24 protein-coding genes and 1 pseudogene are annotated in these 20141 nt (G+C 64.0%); 13 read left to right on the top strand and 12 right to left on the bottom strand.

Annotated elements, in window-relative coordinates:
• Positions 1-170 precede the first annotated feature (170 nt).
• The 5 genes from X265_RS28670 to X265_RS28650 are packed head-to-tail and all read left to right on the top strand — an operon-like array spanning position 171 to position 3756.
• Positions 171-782, top strand: a complete 612-nt coding sequence (locus X265_RS28670; RefSeq protein WP_128967875.1) for a DUF1285 domain-containing protein — start codon at positions 171-173, stop codon at positions 780-782.
• A gap of 2 nt (positions 783-784) precedes the next feature.
• Positions 785-1456 (top strand): CoA pyrophosphatase, encoded by a 672-nt coding sequence (locus X265_RS28665; RefSeq protein ID WP_128967874.1) that lies wholly within the window; start codon positions 785-787, stop codon positions 1454-1456.
• Positions 1453-1716, top strand: coding sequence for a DUF6111 family protein (locus X265_RS28660; protein WP_092298672.1), 264 nt, complete (start codon positions 1453-1455; stop codon positions 1714-1716). The genes X265_RS28665 and X265_RS28660 overlap by 4 nt, the downstream gene beginning before the upstream one ends.
• 19 nt (positions 1717-1735) lie before the next feature.
• Positions 1736-2989, top strand: a complete 1254-nt coding sequence (locus tag X265_RS28655) for a CCA tRNA nucleotidyltransferase (protein WP_128967873.1) — start codon at positions 1736-1738, stop codon at positions 2987-2989.
• A complete protein-coding gene (locus tag X265_RS28650) occupies positions 2986-3756 on the top strand; it encodes a sulfite exporter TauE/SafE family protein (RefSeq protein ID WP_128967872.1) in 771 nt (256 codons plus the stop codon). The genes X265_RS28655 and X265_RS28650 overlap by 4 nt, the downstream gene beginning before the upstream one ends.
• Here X265_RS28650 and X265_RS28645 read toward each other — a convergent pair.
• Positions 3753-4124 carry a VOC family protein gene (locus X265_RS28645; protein WP_128967871.1) on the bottom strand — a complete coding sequence of 124 codons (372 nt, stop codon included), beginning with the start codon at positions 4122-4124 and terminating at the stop codon, positions 3753-3755. The genes X265_RS28650 and X265_RS28645 overlap by 4 nt on opposite strands.
• Before the next feature lie 70 nt (positions 4125-4194).
• Complete coding sequence (locus X265_RS28640; protein WP_308421689.1) at positions 4195-5100, bottom strand: helix-turn-helix transcriptional regulator; 906 nt, start codon at positions 5098-5100, stop codon at positions 4195-4197.
• Here X265_RS28640 and X265_RS28635 point away from each other — a divergent pair.
• A complete protein-coding gene (locus tag X265_RS28635; protein ID WP_128967870.1) occupies positions 5084-6766 on the top strand; it encodes a cytochrome b5 domain-containing protein in 1683 nt (560 codons plus the stop codon). The genes X265_RS28640 and X265_RS28635 overlap by 17 nt on opposite strands.
• Positions 6767-6870: 104 nt before the next feature.
• Positions 6871-7944 (top strand): TauD/TfdA family dioxygenase, encoded by a 1074-nt coding sequence (locus X265_RS28630; RefSeq protein WP_128967869.1) that lies wholly within the window; start codon positions 6871-6873, stop codon positions 7942-7944.
• Between the two features lie 9 nt (positions 7945-7953).
• Here the strand turns inward: X265_RS28630 and X265_RS28625 are convergent, their stop codons facing one another.
• The 3 genes and pseudogenes from X265_RS28625 to X265_RS28615 all read right to left on the bottom strand — a co-directional run bounded on the left by X265_RS28625 (position 7954) and on the right by X265_RS28615 (position 9851).
• A complete protein-coding gene (locus tag X265_RS28625) occupies positions 7954-8382 on the bottom strand; it encodes a GFA family protein (RefSeq protein ID WP_128967868.1) in 429 nt (142 codons plus the stop codon).
• Positions 8383-8783: 401 nt separating this feature from the next.
• On the bottom strand, positions 8784-9002 hold the full coding sequence (locus X265_RS28620; RefSeq protein WP_128967867.1) for a YodC family protein: 219 nt from the start codon (positions 9000-9002) through the stop codon (positions 8784-8786).
• 118 nt (positions 9003-9120) lie between these two features.
• Positions 9121-9851 (bottom strand): annotated as a pseudogene (locus X265_RS28615) (DUF3750 domain-containing protein).
• A 159-nt stretch (positions 9852-10010) separates the two neighbouring features.
• Here X265_RS28615 and X265_RS28610 point away from each other — a divergent pair.
• The gene (locus tag X265_RS28610) at positions 10011-10220 is read left to right on the top strand and encodes a hypothetical protein (protein WP_128967866.1); all 210 of its coding nucleotides are present in this window, start codon (positions 10011-10013) and stop codon (positions 10218-10220) included.
• Between the two features lie 24 nt (positions 10221-10244).
• Here X265_RS28610 and hpaD read toward each other — a convergent pair whose 3' ends face one another.
• Positions 10245-11090 (bottom strand): 3,4-dihydroxyphenylacetate 2,3-dioxygenase, encoded by an 846-nt coding sequence (gene hpaD / locus X265_RS28605; RefSeq protein ID WP_128967865.1) that lies wholly within the window; start codon positions 11088-11090, stop codon positions 10245-10247.
• A gap of 1103 nt (positions 11091-12193) precedes the next feature.
• Here hpaD and X265_RS28600 point away from each other — a divergent pair.
• Both X265_RS28600 and X265_RS28595 read left to right on the top strand, forming a co-directional pair.
• Positions 12194-12412 (top strand): hypothetical protein, encoded by a 219-nt coding sequence (locus tag X265_RS28600; RefSeq protein ID WP_128967864.1) that lies wholly within the window; start codon positions 12194-12196, stop codon positions 12410-12412.
• Between the two features lie 131 nt (positions 12413-12543).
• Positions 12544-13353 (top strand): outer membrane protein, encoded by an 810-nt coding sequence (locus tag X265_RS28595; RefSeq protein WP_128967863.1) that lies wholly within the window; start codon positions 12544-12546, stop codon positions 13351-13353.
• Positions 13354-13707: 354 nt separating this feature from the next.
• Here the strand turns inward: X265_RS28595 and X265_RS28590 are convergent, their stop codons facing one another.
• Positions 13708-14199: a MarR family winged helix-turn-helix transcriptional regulator gene (locus tag X265_RS28590; RefSeq protein ID WP_128967862.1), complete on the bottom strand. Its 492-nt coding sequence runs from the start codon at positions 14197-14199 to the stop codon at positions 13708-13710.
• Positions 14200-14322: 123 nt separating this feature from the next.
• Here X265_RS28590 and X265_RS28580 point away from each other — a divergent pair, with 123 nt between their 5' ends.
• The 3 genes from X265_RS28580 to X265_RS28570 are packed head-to-tail and all read left to right on the top strand — an operon-like array spanning position 14323 to position 16730.
• Complete coding sequence (locus tag X265_RS28580) at positions 14323-14865, top strand: VOC family protein (RefSeq protein ID WP_128967860.1); 543 nt, start codon at positions 14323-14325, stop codon at positions 14863-14865.
• A gap of 24 nt (positions 14866-14889) precedes the next feature.
• Positions 14890-16539: an FAD-dependent oxidoreductase gene (locus X265_RS28575; RefSeq protein ID WP_128967859.1), complete on the top strand. Its 1650-nt coding sequence runs from the start codon at positions 14890-14892 to the stop codon at positions 16537-16539.
• The gene (locus X265_RS28570; RefSeq protein WP_128967858.1) at positions 16536-16730 is read left to right on the top strand and encodes a DUF2783 domain-containing protein; all 195 of its coding nucleotides are present in this window, start codon (positions 16536-16538) and stop codon (positions 16728-16730) included. The genes X265_RS28575 and X265_RS28570 overlap by 4 nt, the downstream gene beginning before the upstream one ends.
• Before the next feature lie 147 nt (positions 16731-16877).
• On the opposite strand, the gene X265_RS28565 is transcribed toward X265_RS28570, so the two are convergent.
• From X265_RS28565 to X265_RS28545, 5 genes are read right to left on the bottom strand one after another with little or no spacing between them, the layout of a single operon-like run.
• On the bottom strand, positions 16878-17618 hold the full coding sequence (locus X265_RS28565) for an HAD family hydrolase (protein ID WP_128967857.1): 741 nt from the start codon (positions 17616-17618) through the stop codon (positions 16878-16880).
• A complete protein-coding gene (gene hemF / locus X265_RS28560; RefSeq protein ID WP_188637398.1) occupies positions 17609-18508 on the bottom strand; it encodes an oxygen-dependent coproporphyrinogen oxidase in 900 nt (299 codons plus the stop codon). The genes X265_RS28565 and hemF overlap by 10 nt, the downstream gene beginning before the upstream one ends.
• A gap of 4 nt (positions 18509-18512) precedes the next feature.
• Positions 18513-18878, bottom strand: coding sequence for a 6-pyruvoyl trahydropterin synthase family protein (locus tag X265_RS28555; protein WP_092298615.1), 366 nt, complete (start codon positions 18876-18878; stop codon positions 18513-18515).
• A 14-nt stretch (positions 18879-18892) separates the two neighbouring features.
• On the bottom strand, positions 18893-19525 hold the full coding sequence (queE, locus tag X265_RS28550; RefSeq protein WP_128967856.1) for a 7-carboxy-7-deazaguanine synthase: 633 nt from the start codon (positions 19523-19525) through the stop codon (positions 18893-18895).
• 18 nt (positions 19526-19543) lie between these two features.
• The gene (locus X265_RS28545; RefSeq protein WP_128967855.1) at positions 19544-20002 is read right to left on the bottom strand and encodes a tRNA (cytidine(34)-2'-O)-methyltransferase; all 459 of its coding nucleotides are present in this window, start codon (positions 20000-20002) and stop codon (positions 19544-19546) included.
• Positions 20003-20141: the final 139 nt, after the last annotated feature.

Here is a 20141-nt window from a genome sequence, read left to right as displayed (position 1 = left end):
GAACGCCATGTATTCGTTGAATTAACCTATCCCCACCTTATCGGCTTCGGGTTATGTACGGCATCACGAAGTGGAGACCTCCACACCGGACTTACCCGGGGTGGAACCGTATAGTTACGTACAACGTAGACCTGCACCAATCGTGCCAAATGACAAAGTCAGGGCAAACCATGGCGAACCAAGGGCAGAGCGCCGATCGCGGTCTTGAAGGGCTGACTGCCGCCGCCCAAAGTGCTGCCAAGGCCGAAGGCGCCAAAAAAGGCCTGCCTCCGGTCCACCTGTGGAATCCGCCGTTCTGCGGCGATCTCGACATCCGAATCGCGTCCGATGGTACTTGGTTCTACATGGGCACGCCAATCGGCCGCCACGCGCTGGTCCGCCTGTTCTCGACCATCCTCAAGCGCGAGGGCGACAAGCATTTCCTCGTCACGCCGGTGGAGAAGGTCGGCATCCGCGTCGACGACGCGCCGTTCATGGCGGTCGAGATGCTGAAGCACGGCGAGGGCAACCAGCGCGTGCTCAGCTTCCGCACCAATGTCGACGATTGGGTCACCTGCGATGCCGCGCACCGGCTGCGCTTCGAGCAGGCGGCGGACGGCGGGCTGACGCCGTACTTGCATGTGCGCGCCGACCTCTGGGCCAAGGTCACCCGCGCGCTCTATTACGATCTTGTTGACATGGGCGAGGAGCGGATGGTCGATGGCCAGCCGATGTTCGGCGTCGAATCATCGGGCGAATTCTTTCCCATGGCCGATGCGGAGCAGGTGAGGGCCGCGCTTTGAATTTGAACAAGCCTATCCTGACGAGCGAGCCGGTCGCGATGGCGGCCGCGGATTTCTTCGCCCGCTCGAAGGCGAAGCTCGGCTTCGACGTTCCGCCCGGCCTCTACGATCCCAACATCATCCCGGCGTCCGGCGATCCCGGCACCGACAAGATGCTCGAGATCGTCGCGCGCGAGCAGCCGGTGCGTCCCGCCGCGGTCCTGATCGCGGTGGTCGATCATCCCGAGCCGACCATCCTGCTGACGCAGCGCTCGGCCCATCTCAACGATCACGCCGGTCAGATCGCCTTTCCCGGCGGCAAGATCGACGCGACCGATTCCTCGCCGCTCGACGCCGCGCTGCGCGAGGCCGAGGAAGAGGTCGGGCTGTCCAGAGAGTTCGTCGAGCCGATCGGCTATCTCGATCTCTACGGCACCGCGTTCGGCTTCCGCATCCTGCCGACGGTGGCGAGGGTGCGGCCGGGTTTTCAGCTGACGATCAACCATTCCGAGGTTGATGACGCATTCGAAGTGCCGCTATCCTTCCTGATGAATCCGGTGAATCACCAGGTGCACAGCAAGGAATTCCGCGGCATGGAGCGGTTTTATTATGCCATGCCGTTTGCCGAGCGTTACATCTGGGGGGCGACGGCCGGGATGCTGCGTGTGCTGTATGAGCGGATCTATTCGTCATGATCCGGCCGGTTCTGACCGAGATCGGAATCTTCCTCATTCCCTTTGCCGTCTATGCGCTGTTCCTGGCCGCCACGCGATCCGGCCTGTTCGTGCAATCGTCCTGGCCGATCACCGTCGTCGCGCGCCTGATCCTGGTGGCGCTCGTGCTCGTCATCGCCGGCCTGATTGGCCTTGCGCATTTCTCCGGCGCCGCGCCGAACTCGACCTACATTCCCGCCCATATCGAGAACGGCAAGCTCGTGCCGGGCAGGGAAAGCTGAAAAGGACAAGGGCCGGACGATGAGCGCGGAGCCGATACTTGCTGGTGCGCCCTGGCTGACCGCAGGCGGGACGGCGCGCGTCCTGCAACTGCTCAACGCTGACGGCGAGGAGGCGCGCGTCGTCGGTGGTACCGTGCGCAACGCGCTGCTCGGCCTGCCGCCGGGCGATTTGGACATCGCGACCACGGCGCTGCCGGACGAGGTGGTGCGCCGGGCCAAGGCTGCGGGGATCAAGAGCGTGCCGACCGGCATCGACCACGGCACCGTCACGCTGGTGATCGACGGCGCGCCTTACGAAGTCACGACGCTGCGCGAGGACACCGAAACCTTCGGCCGCAAGGCCAAGGTCGCGTTCGGCCGCGACTGGGTGAAGGACGCCGAGCGGCGTGACTTCACCATGAACGGCCTGTCGGTCGATGCGAGCGGCGTGGTCTACGACTACGTCGGCGGCATCGCCGATGCCAGGGCGCGGCGCGTTCGCTTCATCGGCGATCCCGATCAGCGCATCGCCGAGGATTATTTGCGCATCCTGCGCTTCTTCCGCATCCATGCCGCCTTCGGCGCCGGCGAGCCGGATCGCGACGGCTACCTCGCCTGCATCCGCGGCCGCGCTGGCCTTGCGGCCCTTTCGGCGGAGCGCGTGCGCATGGAGATGCTGAAGCTGCTGGTGGCATCAGGCGCATCTGCCGCCGCGCTTGCGATGACTGATGCCGGCCTGCTGCAAGCCCTGATCGGCGGCGTCGCCTATACCGCGCCGCTGAGCGCGATGATCGCGATCGAGCGCGCGCTCGATCTGCCGGCTAGCCCCACGCGGCGCCTCGCCGCGTTGACCGTGGCCGTCACCGAAGACGCCAAGCGTGTTGCCACGCGCCTCAGGCTCTCCAATGCGGAAACCAAGGCGCTGGATTCGATGGGCCATCGCTGGTGGCGCTTCGCCGCCATGGACGAGGCGCGTGCACGGCGACTGCTCTACCGGCTCGGCCCCGAGCGCTATCACGATCGCGTGTTGCTGGCCTGGGCGCGGAGCGTCAACGACGCGAATTCGTCGCGCTGGCGCGCGCTCGCGGAGCTGCCGCAGCGCTGGATTGCGCCGAAATTTCCGCTGAAGGCCGCCGACTTCATCGCGCGCGGCCTGGCGGAAGGACCCGTGCTCGGACACGTGTTGACGCTTGCCGAGGACGCTTGGCTTGCGGCGGATTTTCCACTAGAGGAAGCCGCACTCGCCGCCATCGCCGATCAAGCAACCGCACGCGCCACTCGCGAGAAACATTGACGATCGTCTCAGGCTTCGCCGACATCTCGATTTTCCAGCTGCTGCTGGTCGCGATGATGGCGTTGTTTGCTTCGATCATCGGTGGTCTTGCCGGTTACGGCACCGGCGCCCTGATGCCCCTGGTGCTGGTGCCGCTGGTCGGTGCCGAGCCGGTGGTGCCGATCATCGCGATATCAGCACTGTTCACCAATTCCAGCCGCGCCGTGGCCTATCTCCGCTACGCCGATCGGCGCCGTGCGCTGATCGTGCTCGCCTGCGCCGCGCTGACGACCGCGCTCGGCGCCTATGGTTACACCCGTCTCACCAATGCCGGCGCCGCGATCGTGATCGGCACCATGCTGATCCTGAGCGTGCCGCTGCGCCGCATGCTGCGGCGGCGCGCGGTCAGGATCGGCGACGCCGGCCTTGCCGCGGGCTCGGTCGGCTACGGCGTGCTGGTCGGCGGCACCTCGGGCTCGGGCGTGATCCTGCTCTCGCTCCTGATGGCCGCGGGCCTCGAAGGCGCCGCCGTGATCGCGACCGACGCGATGATTTCGCTCGGCACCGGCCTGATCAAGATCTCGGTGTTCGGCCTCGCCGGCGCCGTCACCGCGCAGGTGCTCGCCTTCGCACTCCTGATCGGCGGCATCGCCATCCCCGGCGCGTTCCTGGCCAAGGCCTTCGTCGAGCGGATGCCGGTGCACATCCACGCCGCGATCCTCGACGTCGCCGTGATCACCGGCGGGCTGGTGATGATCTCGGCGGCGGCGAGGCAGCTGATTGCTTAGACGGCAGCGGGTGCCAGGACGCGCAGGCGATGCCCGTCCGGATCGAGCGCAACAAAGGTGTGCCCGAACGGCATCGCGGTCGGCGGCTGCGCGATCCTGACGCCGCGGGTGGTCCACGCCTCACAGGTCGCGCGCACGGCCTCCGCATCTGGCGCCGTCCACGAGATCTCGCTGCTGCCGGCCTCCGAAGCAGAAGGAGGCACGACGGCGTCCCGCTGCCACAGGCCCAGCATGGTGCCGTTCCCGAGCGGAAGAACCACGAACTTGGGAGATGATTGCGCGACGGGGCACCCCAGCAGCGTCTGATAGAAGGCGGAGCTCGCTTGCGCGTCGGCGACATAGAGCACCACGAGGTTGAAATCGGCCATTTGCATCTCCTGTTCGGCTTGACGATGGCCGACGCTTAACTGACGGTGCTGACAGTTTCTGTCAGCATGATCAGGACTCACTCATGCCTTCCTGCTGCTTCCACTCCTGCAGCAAGTCGGTGCGGCGTCGTGGGTAGCGCCGCTCCGTGAGCGTGATCGACAGGATCCGGTCGGTGCGGAAATGGCGGAAGTCGTCACGGTTCTCGCACCAGGCGGCCACCATGCGTACGGAATCGAAGAACCCGAGCGCGATCGGCCAGATCGTGCGATGGGTGCGATTGTCCCGTTCGTCGCAATAGGTGATGCGCAATTTGCGCTCCGTGCGGATCGCGGCCCTGATGACAGGCAATTCGGTATCGCCTGCCGCCGGATCACGGCGAGCGACCATCAGGCTGGAGGTTTCCAGGCTCCGCTGCAGGTCATCGGGCAGCACGGCGGCGATCTTTGCGAGTGCGTTCCTCGCCGCCTTGCCGAGCGGCTCATCCGGCTGTGCCGCAACCCATCGACCGCCCAGCACGAGCGCTTCGATCTCCTCTTCCGAGAACATCAAAGGCGGCAACATGAATCCCGGCCGCAGCACGTAGCCGATTCCGGCCTCGCCATCGATATGGGCCCCTTGGCCCTTCAGCGTCTCGATGTCCCGATAGATCGTCCGGAGCGAGACGCCGAGTTCCTCGGCCAGCCGGCCTGCCGCGACCGGCCGACGATGGCTGCGCAAGAGCTGGATCACATCAAGAAGGCGTTGAGCGCGCGACATGCCGGCTCGTATCACGCCATGCTGCCAGATCCTGTCAGCATCGGCCGCCAACTCGCCCAAACTGAAGCCGTGCAACTCGTGTTGCTGTCGCCGATGATCGGGGCCTCTTACACGTCCTGTTCCGCGAGAAGCCGCTTTATTGCCGGTCCGCCCGTGGCTAGTCTGGACTCGATGCGTTCGCTTAGTCCGGGAGGATGACAGGATGCGGGCAGTGATCATCGGCGCAGGAATGGGCGGGCTGATGACGGCATTGGCGCTGCGGCAGTCCGGCGTGTTCGCATCGGTCGATGTCTACGAGCAGACGAAGGTGCCCAGCACCGCAGGCGCCGGGTTGAACATCCCGCCCAACGGGGCGCGGATCTGTCGCTGGCTCGGCGTCGATCTCGATGGCGGCGATCCCAAGGGGCCCGATGGCGCGATCGACGGCGGCCGTGCGGCCATTCTGGAATCGACGCGGCAGTTCAACGCGGATGGCAGCGTGACCAGGCGGCCGTTCGATCATGTCACCGCCGCGGGCGACGGCGCCGGGTTTCATCACATGCACCGGCTCGATCTGTTGATGTGCCTCTACAAGCGGGTGTTCGAATTCGGTCCTGACAGCGGCGCGCGATGCCCCATCACCGTGCATATGGACAGCCGGCTGACGCAGTTGCGTCAGACTGGCGGCGAGGTGACGGCAACCTTTTCGAATGGCCAGACCGCCACGGCAGAGGTGCTCGTGGGGGCTGACGGCATCAACTCCGCCACGTTGCAGCTGGCGTGGCCCAACCCCCGCCCCAGGCGCTGGACCGAGGTGACATGCTTCCGCGGACTCATTCCGCGGGCGGTGGTCGCTGCGCTTCGCAAGGCGGACGGCAGGGCGCTGGACAACAATCCCATCGATTCCTTCAGCATGGACCGCCATCGCAACGACAAGAGCGGGGCGACGACGTATTGGGTGCGCGGCGGCGAGTTGTTGAACGTGTGGATCGCCCGCTACGAGCCCGACTCTGCCGCTTTCGAGCAGGAGGAGGGCGACTGGTTTCCAGTCGGTCGGGAGGAGATCGTTCGCGAGGTGGGCGAGGCATTCGCCGGGCACCCCAGCAGAAGTGACCTGCTGGCTCTGGCCGGCGCGATCGTTCGTCCGACGAAGTGGGGCCTCTACGATCGCGATGCGCTCGAAACCTGGGTGCAGGGCCGCATCTGTCTGCTCGGGGACGCGGCGCATCCGATGCTTCCCACCTTCGGCCAGGGCGCCGCGCAGTCCTTCGAGGACGCCGCGGCGCTCGGCTCCGCCTTCGCCCTGCACAAGAGCGACGTGGCGACAGCGCTGCTGCACTACGAACGCGTGCGGCATTACCGCGCCACCCGCTTCCAGCTCGGCTCCAAATTCGCCTTCGATCACTTGCGGGCGAGGGACACCGCCGAGCAGAAGGCGCTGCTGGAGACGCTCGACGAGCGGGTGAGTCCGGCCTTCGCCCACGACAAGCGTGGCGGCGAGGACGATTCCTGGATCTATGCCTACGATGCCCGCACGATCGGCATCGAGCTGCCGCCCAAGAGATTGGGGCCCTGGGACTTCCGCCGCGCGGCCAAGGCCAGTTACGCTGCGATCACCCGCACGCTGTGGACGCCGGCGGCTCCCGCCAGGAATTCGCGCCCCGTCACGCGCGCCGAGGTCGCCCGGCACAACACCAGAGACGATTGCTGGGTCATCATCCGGGGAAGAGTCTACGACATCACCGAGTGGGCGCCGCATCATCCCGGCGGCGCCGGCATCGCCCGGATGTATGCCGGCAAGGAAGCCACCGCCGAATTCGGCGACTACCACAGTGCCGAGGCCGTCGCGCACATGGCTCATTTCTGCATCGGCGACCTCGTCGAGGCTGCAGGCGCCTTGCCATGACCGGACGGGCGAAGGCCACGCGGCGTTAGCTTGCGCTGCGCGCAAACTTCAATATCGTTGGCACTCCTCCCATCCCACGACCCATCTCCTCAGGAAGCAACCCCATGAATCCGATCTCGGCGCCGGGCGGGAGCAATCGCCCTCCAGGGAAGATCGACATCCCCTCTGCCTGGCTGGGCGCGGAGATGAAGGCCCATCCCGAGCGATGGCTGGTGTCGCTTACGGCGAGCGAGATCGCGGAGCTCGAAAATGCGGCTGAGTCCTGTCTTGGTCGGAACAAGAATATCGCCGAGATCACAAAAGAGAGCTTCCCGCTTCCGCAGCTCGGTGCGCATCTGGAAGAGCTCAAGACCAGGCTCCTGACTGGCCTCGGTTTCGAACTCATCCGCGGCCTTCCGGTAGAGAACTACAGCCAGGAGTTCGCGGCGACGATCTTTTGCGGGGTGGGCGCGCATCTGGGATCGGCGCGATCGCAAAACGCCGCGGGCCACATTCTCGGCCACGTTCGCGACACCGGTGCCGATGCGAGGGACCCGAACACACGTATCTATCAGACGTCTGAACGGCAGACGTTCCACACGGATTCGTCCGACGTGGTCGGCCTGTTATGCATTCGCGAGGCGATGGAGGGAGGGGATTCGCTCCTCGTCAGCACCTCGACCATCTACAACGAGATGCAGGCAAGACGTCCCGACCTTGCCGCTCTCCTGTTCGAGCCGATCGCGACCGACCGGCGCGGCGAGGTGCCGGAGAACGAGAAGCCCTATCTCGAAATCCCGGTGCTGAATTGGCATGCGGGCTTCCTGACCGGCTTCTATCAGCGCCAATATATCGACAGCGCGCAGCGCTTCCCCGATGCGCCGAGGCTGACGCCTGATCGCGTCGAGGCGCTCGATCTGTTCGACGCGCTCGCAAACGATCCCAATCTGCATGTCAGCATGCGGCTGCGGCCCGGTGACATGCAGTTCGTCTACAATCATGCCCTGCTGCATGACCGGACCGGATTCCGCGATTGGCCCGATGCAGGCCGGAAGCGTCATTTGCTGCGCTTGTGGCTCAGCATGGCAGGTGACCGGCCGCTGCCCGATTGCTTCAGGCAGCGCTATGGCTCGATCGAGGTCGGCAACCGCGGCGGCATCATCGTCAAAGGAACCAGCCTGAACGTTCCGCTGGACTGACGGTCGAAGTCACATGCGCTCTTCCGCAGAATATTTCCGCATCGCGCCTTCGTGAAAATGTTCGACCTCTCCGTCCAGATGCACCCAATGATGTTTCGACTGCTCGAACACCGATAACGTGGGCGCCGGGAAGTCAGGTGCGGCCAAGGCGCCGACGGCAACGCCGATCATCGATGGCAGCGCATCCGCCTTCCAGTAGACCGTCGAACCGCACGTGGGGCAAAAATAACTGCGCACCTTGCGACCGCTATCGCCGATGCGGACGAATTCCGTGGCCGCGCCGGAAATCTCGACAGTGTCGATCGCGTAGAATGCCCCGACGCCGAATGGCGCGCCGGTCCGTCTCTGGCAGGCGAAACAATGGCATGCGGCAACCAGCTTCGACTGATCTCGCGCTGTGAGCTCGAGAGCACCGCAAAGGCATTGGGCGTCGGCCATGGTGGATTCTCCGTCGAGCCGGTCAGGTGAAATTGAATTGTGGGGAGAGGCGCGGGCCGGAGCGCAATCAAAGCGACCGGCGGCATCAGCGGCGCGACCCGATCAAAGCATCAAGGGAGCGCGGGCACAAAGCACAATACGCCTCGCTACGGCCCTCGACCAGTGAAAAGATCGAACAGCACGATTTTGCTGCCGATTAGCCCTGCCATTCAGAGGCTCGAGCCTATCCGGAAACACAGCGGCAATCTATGCTTGCCGGAAGTGCGCTGCTCGCGTCCAATGCCTATGGTTGCCTTCGGGTTGACGATGTCCGCTGGTTTGCCGTCGTCGACGGAGAAGCGGACATCGGATATGCCGGAGCTGGACGCGCTGGTCTGGCCCGGATGCGACGTTAGCCGAGCCTACTCGTCGTCTTCTTCCTCTTCCTCATCATCATCATCTTCTTCCTCCTCATCGTCCTCTTCCACCTGAATGAGGGTGGCGAGTGGCAGCGTCTCGCGGAAGAGGTCGCCTTCCATGCCCATCCAGATGCAGAGCACGTCGTCGTCCTTGACCTCCGCGACCGTCAGCGGCTGGCCGCCCGATTTCAGCATGACGATATCGCCGGCTTTCAATTCCATGGATTGTCCTTTCGCGTTTGATCGGCCCGCATGCGAAGCTAGCAATTTGTCATGACAGGTCGAACACGGCCGCTCGGGCGAGGCGAGCGGACGCGTGCGCCAGCTCATCCGTCGCAAGTTACACGCCGGCCGCCATTCCGAAGCGTCCGAGCCCGGGCAGCTTGAGCGCGGGACGCCTGATGTCGACCCCGAGGACCGCGCCGAAGAAGTTGATCTCCAGTCCCTCGATCCAGCCGGCCTTGAGGCCGACAAATCCGGCAAGAGAGGCGTAGACGCCCGTGCCTGACGGCAACAGGCCGAACCATTTGCCCGTATACGGGAAGTCCTTGCCGATTGCCGTCGGGGGAAGGACGGCGCGCAGCTCGGGAACGGAATCCAGTGCAGCCTGCACGAAGGTGTTCGAGTTGGGACCCGGCCAGGCGCTGTAATCTCCATAGGCACGGAACCTGTAGGTTTCGATCACGTGCCGGATCTTGGGGATGAGCGCCTCGGCGCGCTCGCCCTCGAGCGCCACGATCGTCTCGGGCCCGGCGCCAAACCACCGCCCGTCCGGCGCGAAGCCGTTGGTGCGGATCGGGTCGCCCCACGCCGTATAGTCGTAGCGCGTGTAGGCCGACGCATTCTTCTCCTTGACCACGATCCAGCTGTGAACGGCAAAGATGCCGCGCCATCTCACCGTGCGTGCCGCAAACACCCGGATGACGGCGTCGGGATGAGCCGCGCTGGCTGCAGCAGGCCGGCGCTGGAGCGGTCGGCCGTCTGCCAATTGCCGCGGTCATCGGCCAGCCACCAATATCTCGCGGCAGAGGCGGCGAGCGGGGCGAAGAGGAGGAACAGAAAGACGAGCAAGGGCTTCTTCAAGGGAGCGGTACGGCGGGAGGTTCGACGAACATATAGGTGGCGTGAATGCCGCCGCCATAGCCGCCTCGAAGGCCATTGGTTCCGTACGACATCATCGCCCACGCGAGCCGGTTGTTCCGTTGGCCGCACCAGGACTGGAGGACGCGCATGGATATCAAAGAGGCCTCGGCCATGACGGAAGCTTCCGGCTTGACGGATGACGACGGCAAGGTGGAGCAGGCTCGCGCTCGGAAGCCGGTCTCCGGAGACGCCGCGCTGCGCTTGGCCGACCAATTGCGCGAGCTGACGGTCAAGGCGCCCTTGAGGTCGCTCCTTGTCGCGTTTCTCCTCGGACGCTGGATCGCGCGCCGCCGCTAGTCCTGGAGCTTCCGCGCAGCTGCTTCAGAGATGGTGTTCGGCGATGATCTGGCCGCTGCCTGACGACGGGAAGTAGGGGCACAGCAGTTCGGTTTCCCCCTTGTAGCCGTCCCATCCCAGCAGCCCGAACATCATGTGCGTGTCCGCCATCAGTGCTTCGCCGTTGCACTTGGTCGAATATTCCGGAAGCATGCGGACGAATTCGGCATAGCGCCGCTCCTTCCAGAGGTCGAGAACGCGCAGGTCCATCTGCCGGTTGAATTCGCTGCCGACCTGTTCCCATTGTCCGTCGCCGACCTGCTCGTTGGATACGAGCTTGTGCGACATCGAGCCGGACGCCAGCACGGCGACCTTGCGACCGGACGCCGCGATCGCCCTGGCACAAGCGGCCCCGAATTTGCGGTTCTCCTCGACGCTGGCGAAGATCGGCGCGGCGACCGAGAGGACGCGGGCCCAGCCGCGTTCGTTCATGTAGTGCATCGGCACGATGGTGCCGTATTCGAGCGGCAAGGTCTCGACCTTGTGGGCCAGCACCTGAAGGCCGTCCCTGGCGGCCTCCGCCGCGATGGCATCGCCAAGCTCGGGATCGCCCGGATAGTCGTAACCCATGTTCTGGATCATGTGCGGCGCTTCGTGGCTGGTGTAGACCCCGCGATGACGCGCATTGGCGTTCATGTGACAGCCGAAGTTCGAGATCCAGTGCGTGTCGAACACCAGGAATGTGTCGGCGCCCCGCTCGCGCGCCCGCCTGCCGAGCTCGCGCAGCGCCGCAATCGCGGCAGCGCGCTTCCCCTTCAGAGGACCTTCCCGTTCGGAAATCATGATCGAGGGGACGTGCGCGATCTTGGCGGCCAGCACGATCTCTCCCACGGAGCTCTCCCTTCCCTGATTTATCGTTGTGGCGATCGTAGTGATCGCGATCGCGGCGACAATTGATTCAGGTCAAATCGGCGCGCCGGCGACGGCATCGCTCGCTAGGGCGTGGACTCAATACATGCGCCAATGTCGGCTTTCGGCGTCGAGCAGACATCCTATGCTTGACCAGAGCATGACGGCTTGTAGCCGATCGTTTCCGTTCGCACGTCGCAGCGAGATTTCAGCAGTCCGGGGTAAACCGAAGTGCCTGACCGCACGTCAAACGGCGCTTTTGACCCATGTGCCCTAGTTCTTTGCTTTTGACTCTGGGGCGAGCATCGACGGCTCGATTTGTGGTTTCTCTGGCGAGAATGTTTGATAAGATGCTCTTGGTAGTTGCGACAAACCTGAGGGATTAGCCATGAGGGTTTCGTTCGTCTTCGCTCTAAGCCTAGCTATCGCTGCCTCAACGATCGCGTCCGCCAATCCTTATGATCGACGAACCGCACCCAGCGGGCACAACATAGCTATCGCCAGCGGTTCCGGATGCAGTGGCGGTGTCTGGCCAGCTTTCGCGCACTGTAAGAACGTGTTCGGATACAAAACGTACTCCGATTGTCACTCGGACGCGATCAAGATGGGTTGGAGAAGCAATGATATTTGGTCGTATTGCTCTAGTCTTGGTTTGAAGGACTGATCGGGTCTGCTTTGCCCGGTAGACGAGCTGACCCAGGTGATGCTTCGTCGCTCGCAAGATGCACTCACCAAATCCTATGAGCTGCTCGCGCGGCCCATCCCCGTCGTCTGGCATCCCGCCGAAACCGTAAGGCGCCTCCTCCTATGGCGGAGAGACGGCCCTGGCTCGCAGGGGGGCTTGGGGAGTATGGCCAGGGCCGCTCCGCCAGCTCGGCGGAAAGCCAGCGAGACTCAGAAGCCGACACGAAGGCCTTTGTTCCCGCCCAATTAGCCCATCCGTAGTTGTACGTTTCACCTCCCACGTTGACCCGACCCCTTTTCGGATTAGCATTTTGTGCGCTGGGTGAGAAGGAGCGAGCTGGGTAGCCCGCGGAGACCGTCCCTAGAGCTCTTGGGACGGACGACGAGATTAGGGGGGCAAAATGCCGATCAATCGGCTTATTGTGAATGCCTGCCCGGCCGACGCCGAACGGCTAAATATGGCTTTCGTTGCCACACTGAAATCCCTGCACCTGGTGGATCGCAATGATCCGATTTGTGAGATTGTCGCGCGTAAGGTGATTGAGATTGACGCCGCCGGCACTCACGACCCGCGCGAGATAGCCCAAGAGGCCACTCGGCAGCTTGGCACTTCAAATTAAGCGTCGGGTGTTGTGAAACTGACTATTCGGCGCTGGGATGCGGCTCGCATCCGGAGTGTGTCTTCCCCGCTACAGCCAATAGTAGAAACGGCGGCTATGAATAATGCGATTGTCTCTTGGGGAAACGCGCTGTGAAAAAGATTGCAATGACGTTCTTGGCAACGACCGCCATGGTTTCTGCCGCTTCCGCCGCCGACCTTGCAGCTCGTTATAACAAAGCGCCGCCGCCATTGGCTGCCGCCGCCTACAATTGGACAGGCTTGTACATCGGCGTAAACGGCGGATGGGCCTTCAGTAGCAGCGGGACCGGAGATCTTGTCGCGTCGGATCCGCTCCTCGCTCCCGCGATTGCCGCTGGTGGAGTACCAACAAATCGCGACGCCAAGCATCAGGGCGGATTCGGAGGAGGCCAGATCGGGTACAACTGGCAAATGAATCAGTTCGTCTTTGGGTTGGAGGCCGACATCCAGGGAGCCGACATCGGTAGGACAAACGCGACCTTTTTCCCGGGCGGCGGTGGAATTGTGCCGATCAACAACACTGCCCGCGATCATATCGACTGGTTCGGTACAGCTCGCGCTCGCCTCGGTTTCGCCGCCAACACGGCTCTGTTTTATGTTACAGGCGGCGCCGCCTTCGGTGGAGTTCAGAGCAGCGTATCCAGCATTTCCGCTCCTCCCTTTCCAGGAAGCACCTTCAGCGGTTCTTCCAGCGACACGCGCTTTGGCTGGTCGGCCGGCGCCGGTGTTGAATGGGCGTTTGCACCGAATTGGACAGTTCGCGGTGAATATCTGCACGTCGATCTTGGCCGAAACGACGTGGCTATGAATGATCCCGCAGCCCCGGGTGTGACTGCGACCTACCGTTTCCATCATGAGTTTGATGCCGTTCGCGTCGGCGTAAACTACAAGTTTGGTGGCCCCGTCGTTGCGAAGTTCTGAGCTTTTTGATTCTCTCCAACTGCAGGTGCCGGCGCTACTCTGCCGGCCCTGCAGTTAGCCAGCGGCTGACAATTTCTTTCGGTGGTCCAGTTCACCGTCATTGCGATCCTTACTGCCATTCCTGCCAGCTTATTCATGTGGATTGTGCACAAGCTCAGGTTGGAGTTTCTCGTGATTTTCGCAGGATTCGGAGCGGCCCTTGGGTGGTGCGGAAACCTCATACAGACCGGAAGTGACGCGGCGCCAGTCGAGCCGCCCCTGTTGACCCACCCCGGAAGTCAGGCAATCTGTGTGTTTGCGCGGCTATCGGGGAGAACCGGACATCATTCGGCCGGCGCTTCATGAGGACATGCCCTACGTCAAAGCCGCCGACAGCTTGCGCATCGCGCGGTCGAGCACTTCGACCTCCTCGGCCGTGAGCACCGCCAGCAGCGCCGTTTCCCGCTCGCGTGCGTAGGGGACGATCTTGCGATAGAGCGCGCGGCCGGCTGATGTCAGCGAGACGATCAACTCCCGGCGGTCGTCCGGATGCTGTTTGCGGCTCGCGATGCCGCGCGTCTCCAACCCCTGCACCGCGCGGCTCACCTGCATCTTGTCGAGCGTCGTGAGCGGACCGATCTCCTTGGTCGCAATCTGCTGATGCGCGCCGAGAATTGCGAGCACGCGCCATTCCTGCCGCGTCAACGAAAAGCGCTCGGAATAGACCTCGGCCACCGCGAGCGACACCTGCTCGGCGAGGCGCGCCAGCCGATACGGAAAATATTGCTGCAGGTCGAGCTCGGATGCCGCCTGCGCCGTGGCGCGGCCTGCCGTTTCCCTGCGCCGCGCCTCGCCCGAACGTGCCATCACCATGTCCACCCGCGTGTCGAAGGCTGTAAATTTCCCGCCTCCGCTTGATCCAGATCAAATCCAGCAGATAGTAACATCTGTTACGAAATTGACAATCGCGGATCCAGGGAGCGAAACGCCATGAAAATCGAGAAGATCCATCACGTCGCCTATCGCTGCGTCGATGCCAAGGCCACGGTCGAGTTCTACAAGAAGGTCATGAACATGGATCTGCTCGGCGCCATCGCCGAGGACAAGGTGCCTTCCACCAAGGCGCCGGATCCCTACATGCACATCTTCCTCGATGCTGGAAACGGCAACATCCTCGCCTTCTTCGAACTGCCGAACTCGCCGCCGATGGGCCGCGATCCCAACACGCCGGACTGGACCCAGCACATCGCCTTCCAGGTCAAGGACCTCGCCGAGCTCGAGGAAGCCAAGGCGCGGGCCGAGGCCGCCGGCCTCGACGTCGTCGGCGTCACCGATCACACCATCTTCAAGTCGATCTATTTCCGCGATCCCAGCGGCCATCGCCTGGAGATCGCGGCCTGGACGGCCACGCCGGAGCAGATCGACCGGATGAAATCGGTCGCGCATGAGATGGTCGAGGAATGGTCGCGGACCAAGCGGCCGCCGCGCCACACCGCCTGGATGCACGAGAAGGAGTTCGCGGACGCCCATTAGCTTCTAGTCAGCAGGACAGCGAACATGACGAACTACATCTATCCGAAGTTCGGCTATCTGCGCTCGAAGGAGCAGGCGGACGGCATCGTGAAGCGGCATCCGATCGTCGTGATCGGCGCAGGTCCCATCGGTCTCACCGCGGCGCTCGATTGCGCGGCGCGCGGCCAGCCCGTCGTCGTGCTCGACGACAACGACACCGTCTCGATCGGCTCGCGCGCGGTCTGCTATGCCAAGCGTCCGCTCGAGATATGGGACCGGCTCGACTGTGCGGCGCCCATGGTCGATCGCGGCGTGAGCTGGAAGGTCGGCAAGGTCTTCTTCCGCGACCAGCTGTCCTACCAGTTCGACCTGTTGCCCGAGGCCAATCACCAATGGCCGGCCATGATCAATCTGCAGCAATATCATCTTGAGGAGATCCTGGTCGCCAAGTGCAGGGCCAATCCGCTGATCGACCTGCGCTGGAAGCACCGCCTGATCAGCCTGAAGCAGCCCGGTGACCATGCGATCCTCGCGGTGGAGACGCCCGATGGCATCTTCACCATGGAGGCGGAGTGGGTGATCGCCTGCGACGGCGCCAACTCCGATACGCGCAAGATGGTCGGCGCCGAGTTCACGGGGCAGTTCTTCCAGGACCGCTTCCTGATTGCCGACGTCGCCATGAAAGCGGATTTCCCGACCGAACGCTGGTTCTGGTTCGATCCGCCGTTCCATCCCGGCCAGTCCGTGCTGCTGCACCGGCAGGCGGACAACATTTGGCGCATTGACTTCCAGCTCGGCTGGGGCGCCGATGCCGATGCGGAAAAGCAGCCGGAGCGGGTGATCCCGCGCATTCGGGCGATGCTCGGCGACGACGCGCAGTTCGCACTCGAATGGGTCTCGATCTATCAGTTTGCCTGCCGGCGCATCGACAATTTCCGCCAGGGGCGCGTGCTGTTTGCCGGAGATGCCGCCCATCAGGTCTCGCCGTTCGGCGCGCGCGGCGCCAACACCGGCGTGCAGGACATCGACAATCTCGCCTGGAAGCTCGCGATGGTGCTACGCGGCGAAGCGCCGGAAGCGCTGCTCGACAGCTATCACGAAGAGCGGGCTTATGCGGCCGACGACAACATCCTGAACTCGACCCGCGCCACCGACTTCATCACGCCGAAGACCAAGGTGAGCCGCTATTTCCGCGACGCCGTGCTGGAGCTGGCCCAGCATCACGGCTTCGCACGACCGCTGGTCAACAGCGGCCGCCTGTCGGTGCCGACGCCGTATGCGACCTCGGCGCTCAACACGCCCGACGAGGACCTCGTCATCGGCGAGATGCGGCCCGGCACCAATGCGGCCGATGCGCCGATTGCCATTGCCGACAAGCCGTCGTGGTTCCTCCGTTGCCTCGGCGATGGCTTCACGGTGGTGACCTTCGGCAACGCCACCGACAAGACCGAGATCGCGATTGGTCCTCTTGCAGCGAGGATCATCCGTGTCGGGCGCGACATCGAGGATCCGACCGGCCTGCTTGCCGCGCGCTATGGCGCATCCTCCGGGACTACCTATTTGTTCCGGCCCGACCAATATGTCGCCGCCCGCTGGAGCGGATTCGACGAGGCAAAGATCATCGACGCGATGTTGCGCGCCACCGGGCAGGACAGCGCTCAACCCGGCGCCGGCCAGAAGGAGCTTGCGGCATGATGCTCAACCTTTCACCGAACATCGCTGATCCCGACGATTTCTACGCCGAGCTGATCAACAGCCAGCGCGATCTCGATGAGGAGCAGGCGCTACGCATGAACGCCCGGCTGATCCTGCTGCTCGCCAATCACATCGGGGACCGGACAGTGCTCGCCGAGGCAATCGCCTGCGCGCGCGTGGCCGGCGGCTAAAGCGATAGCATCCCGATGATGGCATCATGCGCCTGTTTTGCCCGACGGGTCAAGAATTTTTCGTAAAATCCGCAGGCGCGGTCCGTTTTGCGGCAAGCCGTTGATTCTGCAGCGGCCGGCTACTGTGCATGGGGTTGTTTTCGGAATTTAGCCCGGCACCAGCTCGGTGAGCGAGCGGATGATGCGGTCCGGCTTGACGGTCGAGCCCTCGGGCAGGCCCTCGCCATGCGCGTCGAGCCAGATCGCATAGATGCCGAGGCGCTGCGGCGTCACGACCTCCCATTCGAGATTGTCGCCGATCATCCAGGTGTCCGCAGGCGTGACGCCGAGCGCCTCCATCGCGTGCAGATAGGCGCGCTCCTCGGGCTTGCCGAAACCGTGCTCGCCCTCGATCTGGATGTGATCGAAGCGATGGGTCAGCTCGAAGCGCTCGACCTTGGCGCGCTGCATGTCGGCGGCGCCATTGGTGACCAGCGCGAGCTTGACGCCGTGCGCCTTGAAGGCGTCGATCGCATCATGGGCGCCGGGAAAGACGAAGATCGCTTCCTCGCGGTAGGTGGTGAAGCGGTCGGCGAGGCGATCGGCGAGATCGTCGGGCAGGGCGCGATGGCCCTGCGCTGCAAGCGTGGCAAAACCGCCGCGCACCGTCAGCCGCCGCGCCTCGCCCAGCTTCATCCGCCAGGCGGCTTCTGCATTGGCCCAGAAGTTTCGCGCATAAGCCAGCACGGCGGTTGCGACTTGAGCCGGTGGCAGCGGCGCGAATTCCTCGGCGAATTCCTCCGCGATCGTGTTCCACGCAATCTCGGGCCGGCCGTAGGCCGACAGGATGGTGTCGTCCATGTCGATCAGCATGGCGCGGGGCAGCGGCTTGATCACGCTCATGGCCATTTCACCTCCGGCGGCATCGACGACAGGATCGAATCCACATTGCCGCCGGTCTTGAGTCCGAAGATGGTGCCGCGGTCGTAGAGCAGGTTGAACTCGACATAGCGGCCGCGCCGGATCAGTTGCTCCTCGCGGTCCTCCGCCGTCCAGCTCGTCGCGAAATTGCGCCTGACGATGTCAGGATAGATTTTCAGGAAGGCGCGGCCGACATCCTGCGTGAAGGCGAGGTCGGCCTCCCAATCGCCGCTGTCGTGCCAGTCGTAGAAGATGCCGCCGATGCCGCGCGCCTCTTTCCGGTGCGGCAGATAGAAATACTCGTCGCACCACTTCTTGTACTTGTCGTAGTCGGCAACGCCGCTCTTCTGCTCGCAGGCCTGCTTCATCGCCGCGTGGAAGGCGAGGGTGTCCGCATCCTCCTGCGTGCGCCTGCGGTCGAGCACCGGCGTCAAATCGGCGCCGCCGCCGAACCAGGCTTTGGTGGTGACGACGAAGCGCGTGTTCATGTGCACGGCCGGCACGTGCGGACTGCGCATGTGCGCGATCAGCGAGATGCCGGAGGCCCAGAAGTGCGGGTCTTCCGAGGCGCCCGGAATCTGGGCGCGAAACTCGGGCGCGAATTCGCCGTGCACGGTCGAGCAGTGCACACCGACCTTCTCGAACAGGCGGCCGTGCATCATCGACATCACGCCGCCGCCGCCCGCTGCGCCGCTATGGTCGGTGCGCTGCCAGGGCGCGCGGACGAAGCGGCCCGCCGCGCCGGGATAGAGGCTTTGCGGCGCCTCATCCTCGAGCCGCTCGAAGCTCGCGCAGATATCGTCGCGCAGATGCTCGAACCAGTTGCGGGCGCGGGCCTTGCGGTCTTCGATCAGGTTGGGGTCCAATGTCGATGTCATGTCGTTAGCCCTGCGGACCGTAATAGGTGCAGCTCTCGTTGCAACTGTCGCGGTGGATGCTGACGCGAGTGAGCTTGCCGATATGCGCCAGCCGCTCCCAGACGAAGCGCGACAGGTTCTCCAGCGTCGGCGTGCCGAGCGCCTCGATCTTGTTGAGGAACTTGTGGTCGAGCCCCAACCGCACCTCCTCGATCGCGCGCTGCAGCAGGCCGAGATCGACCACCATGCCGGTCGCGGGATCCGGCGTGCCGCGCACCGTCACCTCGGCGCGGAAGGAGTGGCCGTGGATCTCCTCGCTCGCCGCGCCAAAGGTCGTGCCCTTCAGCGTATGCGCCGCCTCGAAGCGGAACGATTTCGTCAATTCCCACATCTGTCCGTTCAGTCCTATCTGATGCCGAGCGATTTATGCGTCTGCACGCTCAGCCGCCATTGCGGATGGCGCAGGCAATAGTCGATCGCGCGCGCGGTGTTCTCGATGACGTCGGGGCCGTCCATCGGCTGCAGCGAGAAGCGCTCGAAGGCGAGGCCCTCGAAAGCTTCCGGTGCGGCGAGCGCCTGCGGATAGACCAGCTTCAGCTCATGCCCCTGCCGCAGCACGAGTTCGCTGCCGCCCTTGGGGCTGACGCAGATCCAGTCGAGGCCATCAGGCGCGGCCATCGTGCCGTTGGTCTCGACGCCGATCTCGAAGCCGCGTGCGCGCAGCGCCTCGACCAGTGCGGCATCGACCTGGAGCAGCGGCTCGCCACCGGTCAGCACCACGTAGCGGTTGTTGGCCTTGGCCGTCCACTGCGCCGCGATGGTATCGGCGAGTTCCACGGCCGAGGCATAGCGGCCGCCGAGCGTGCCGTCGGTGCCGACGAAATCGGTGTCGCAGAACTGACATGTCGCGCCGGCGCGGTCCACCTCGCGACCGCTCCAGAGGTTGCAGCCGGCAAAACGGCAGAACACCGACGCGCGTCCGACATGGGCGCCTTCGCCTTGCAGGGTCAGGAAGATTTCCTTGACCGCGTAGCTCACTGGTCTCTCCTCGTCATATCAATGGTGCAGGTTCCGGACCTGCCGCAGCGCTTCGCCGGCGGCCATCGCCGCGCTCATGGCGACATTGAGCGACCGCAACCCTTCGGCGATCGGGATCACCAGGCGCGCATCCGCGGCCTCGACCACCGCGTCGGTGACGCCGGCGCTCTCGCGCCCGAATAGCAGGATGTCCGACGTCTGGTAATGGAAATCGCGGTAGTCGGTGGCAGCTTTGGTGGTGAACAGCAGCAGGCGGTAGCCTTGGCCTTTGCGCCACTCCTCGAATTTCGACCAGGAATCGTGCCTGACGATGCTGACATGGTCGAGGTAATCCATTCCCGCCCGGCGGAAATGCCGGTCGGAGACCGGGAAGCCGGCCGGTTCGATGATGTGGGCGGCGATGCCAAGGCAGGCGCAGAGCCGGAGAATCGTGCCGGTGTTCTGGGGGATGTCGGGTTGGAAAAGCGCGATCTGCATGAGCGTTACGGGGGCGGTTGTAGGCCGGAAATGTCTCAATAAAACATCGCCGGCCGCGGAATTCGTGCATTGCACGCCCCCGCGCCGTTAGCGGGCTTGCGCTCGCCCTGCAAGGGTGCCAATAGAACGATTCTGGACT

This window comes from Bradyrhizobium guangdongense (assembly GCF_004114975.1).
In the GTDB taxonomy this organism is placed as follows: domain Bacteria; phylum Pseudomonadota; class Alphaproteobacteria; order Rhizobiales; family Xanthobacteraceae; genus Bradyrhizobium; species Bradyrhizobium guangdongense.
The sequence above is the reverse complement of the archived record's forward strand: the minus strand, read 5'-3'. Positions and strand labels throughout refer to the sequence as shown.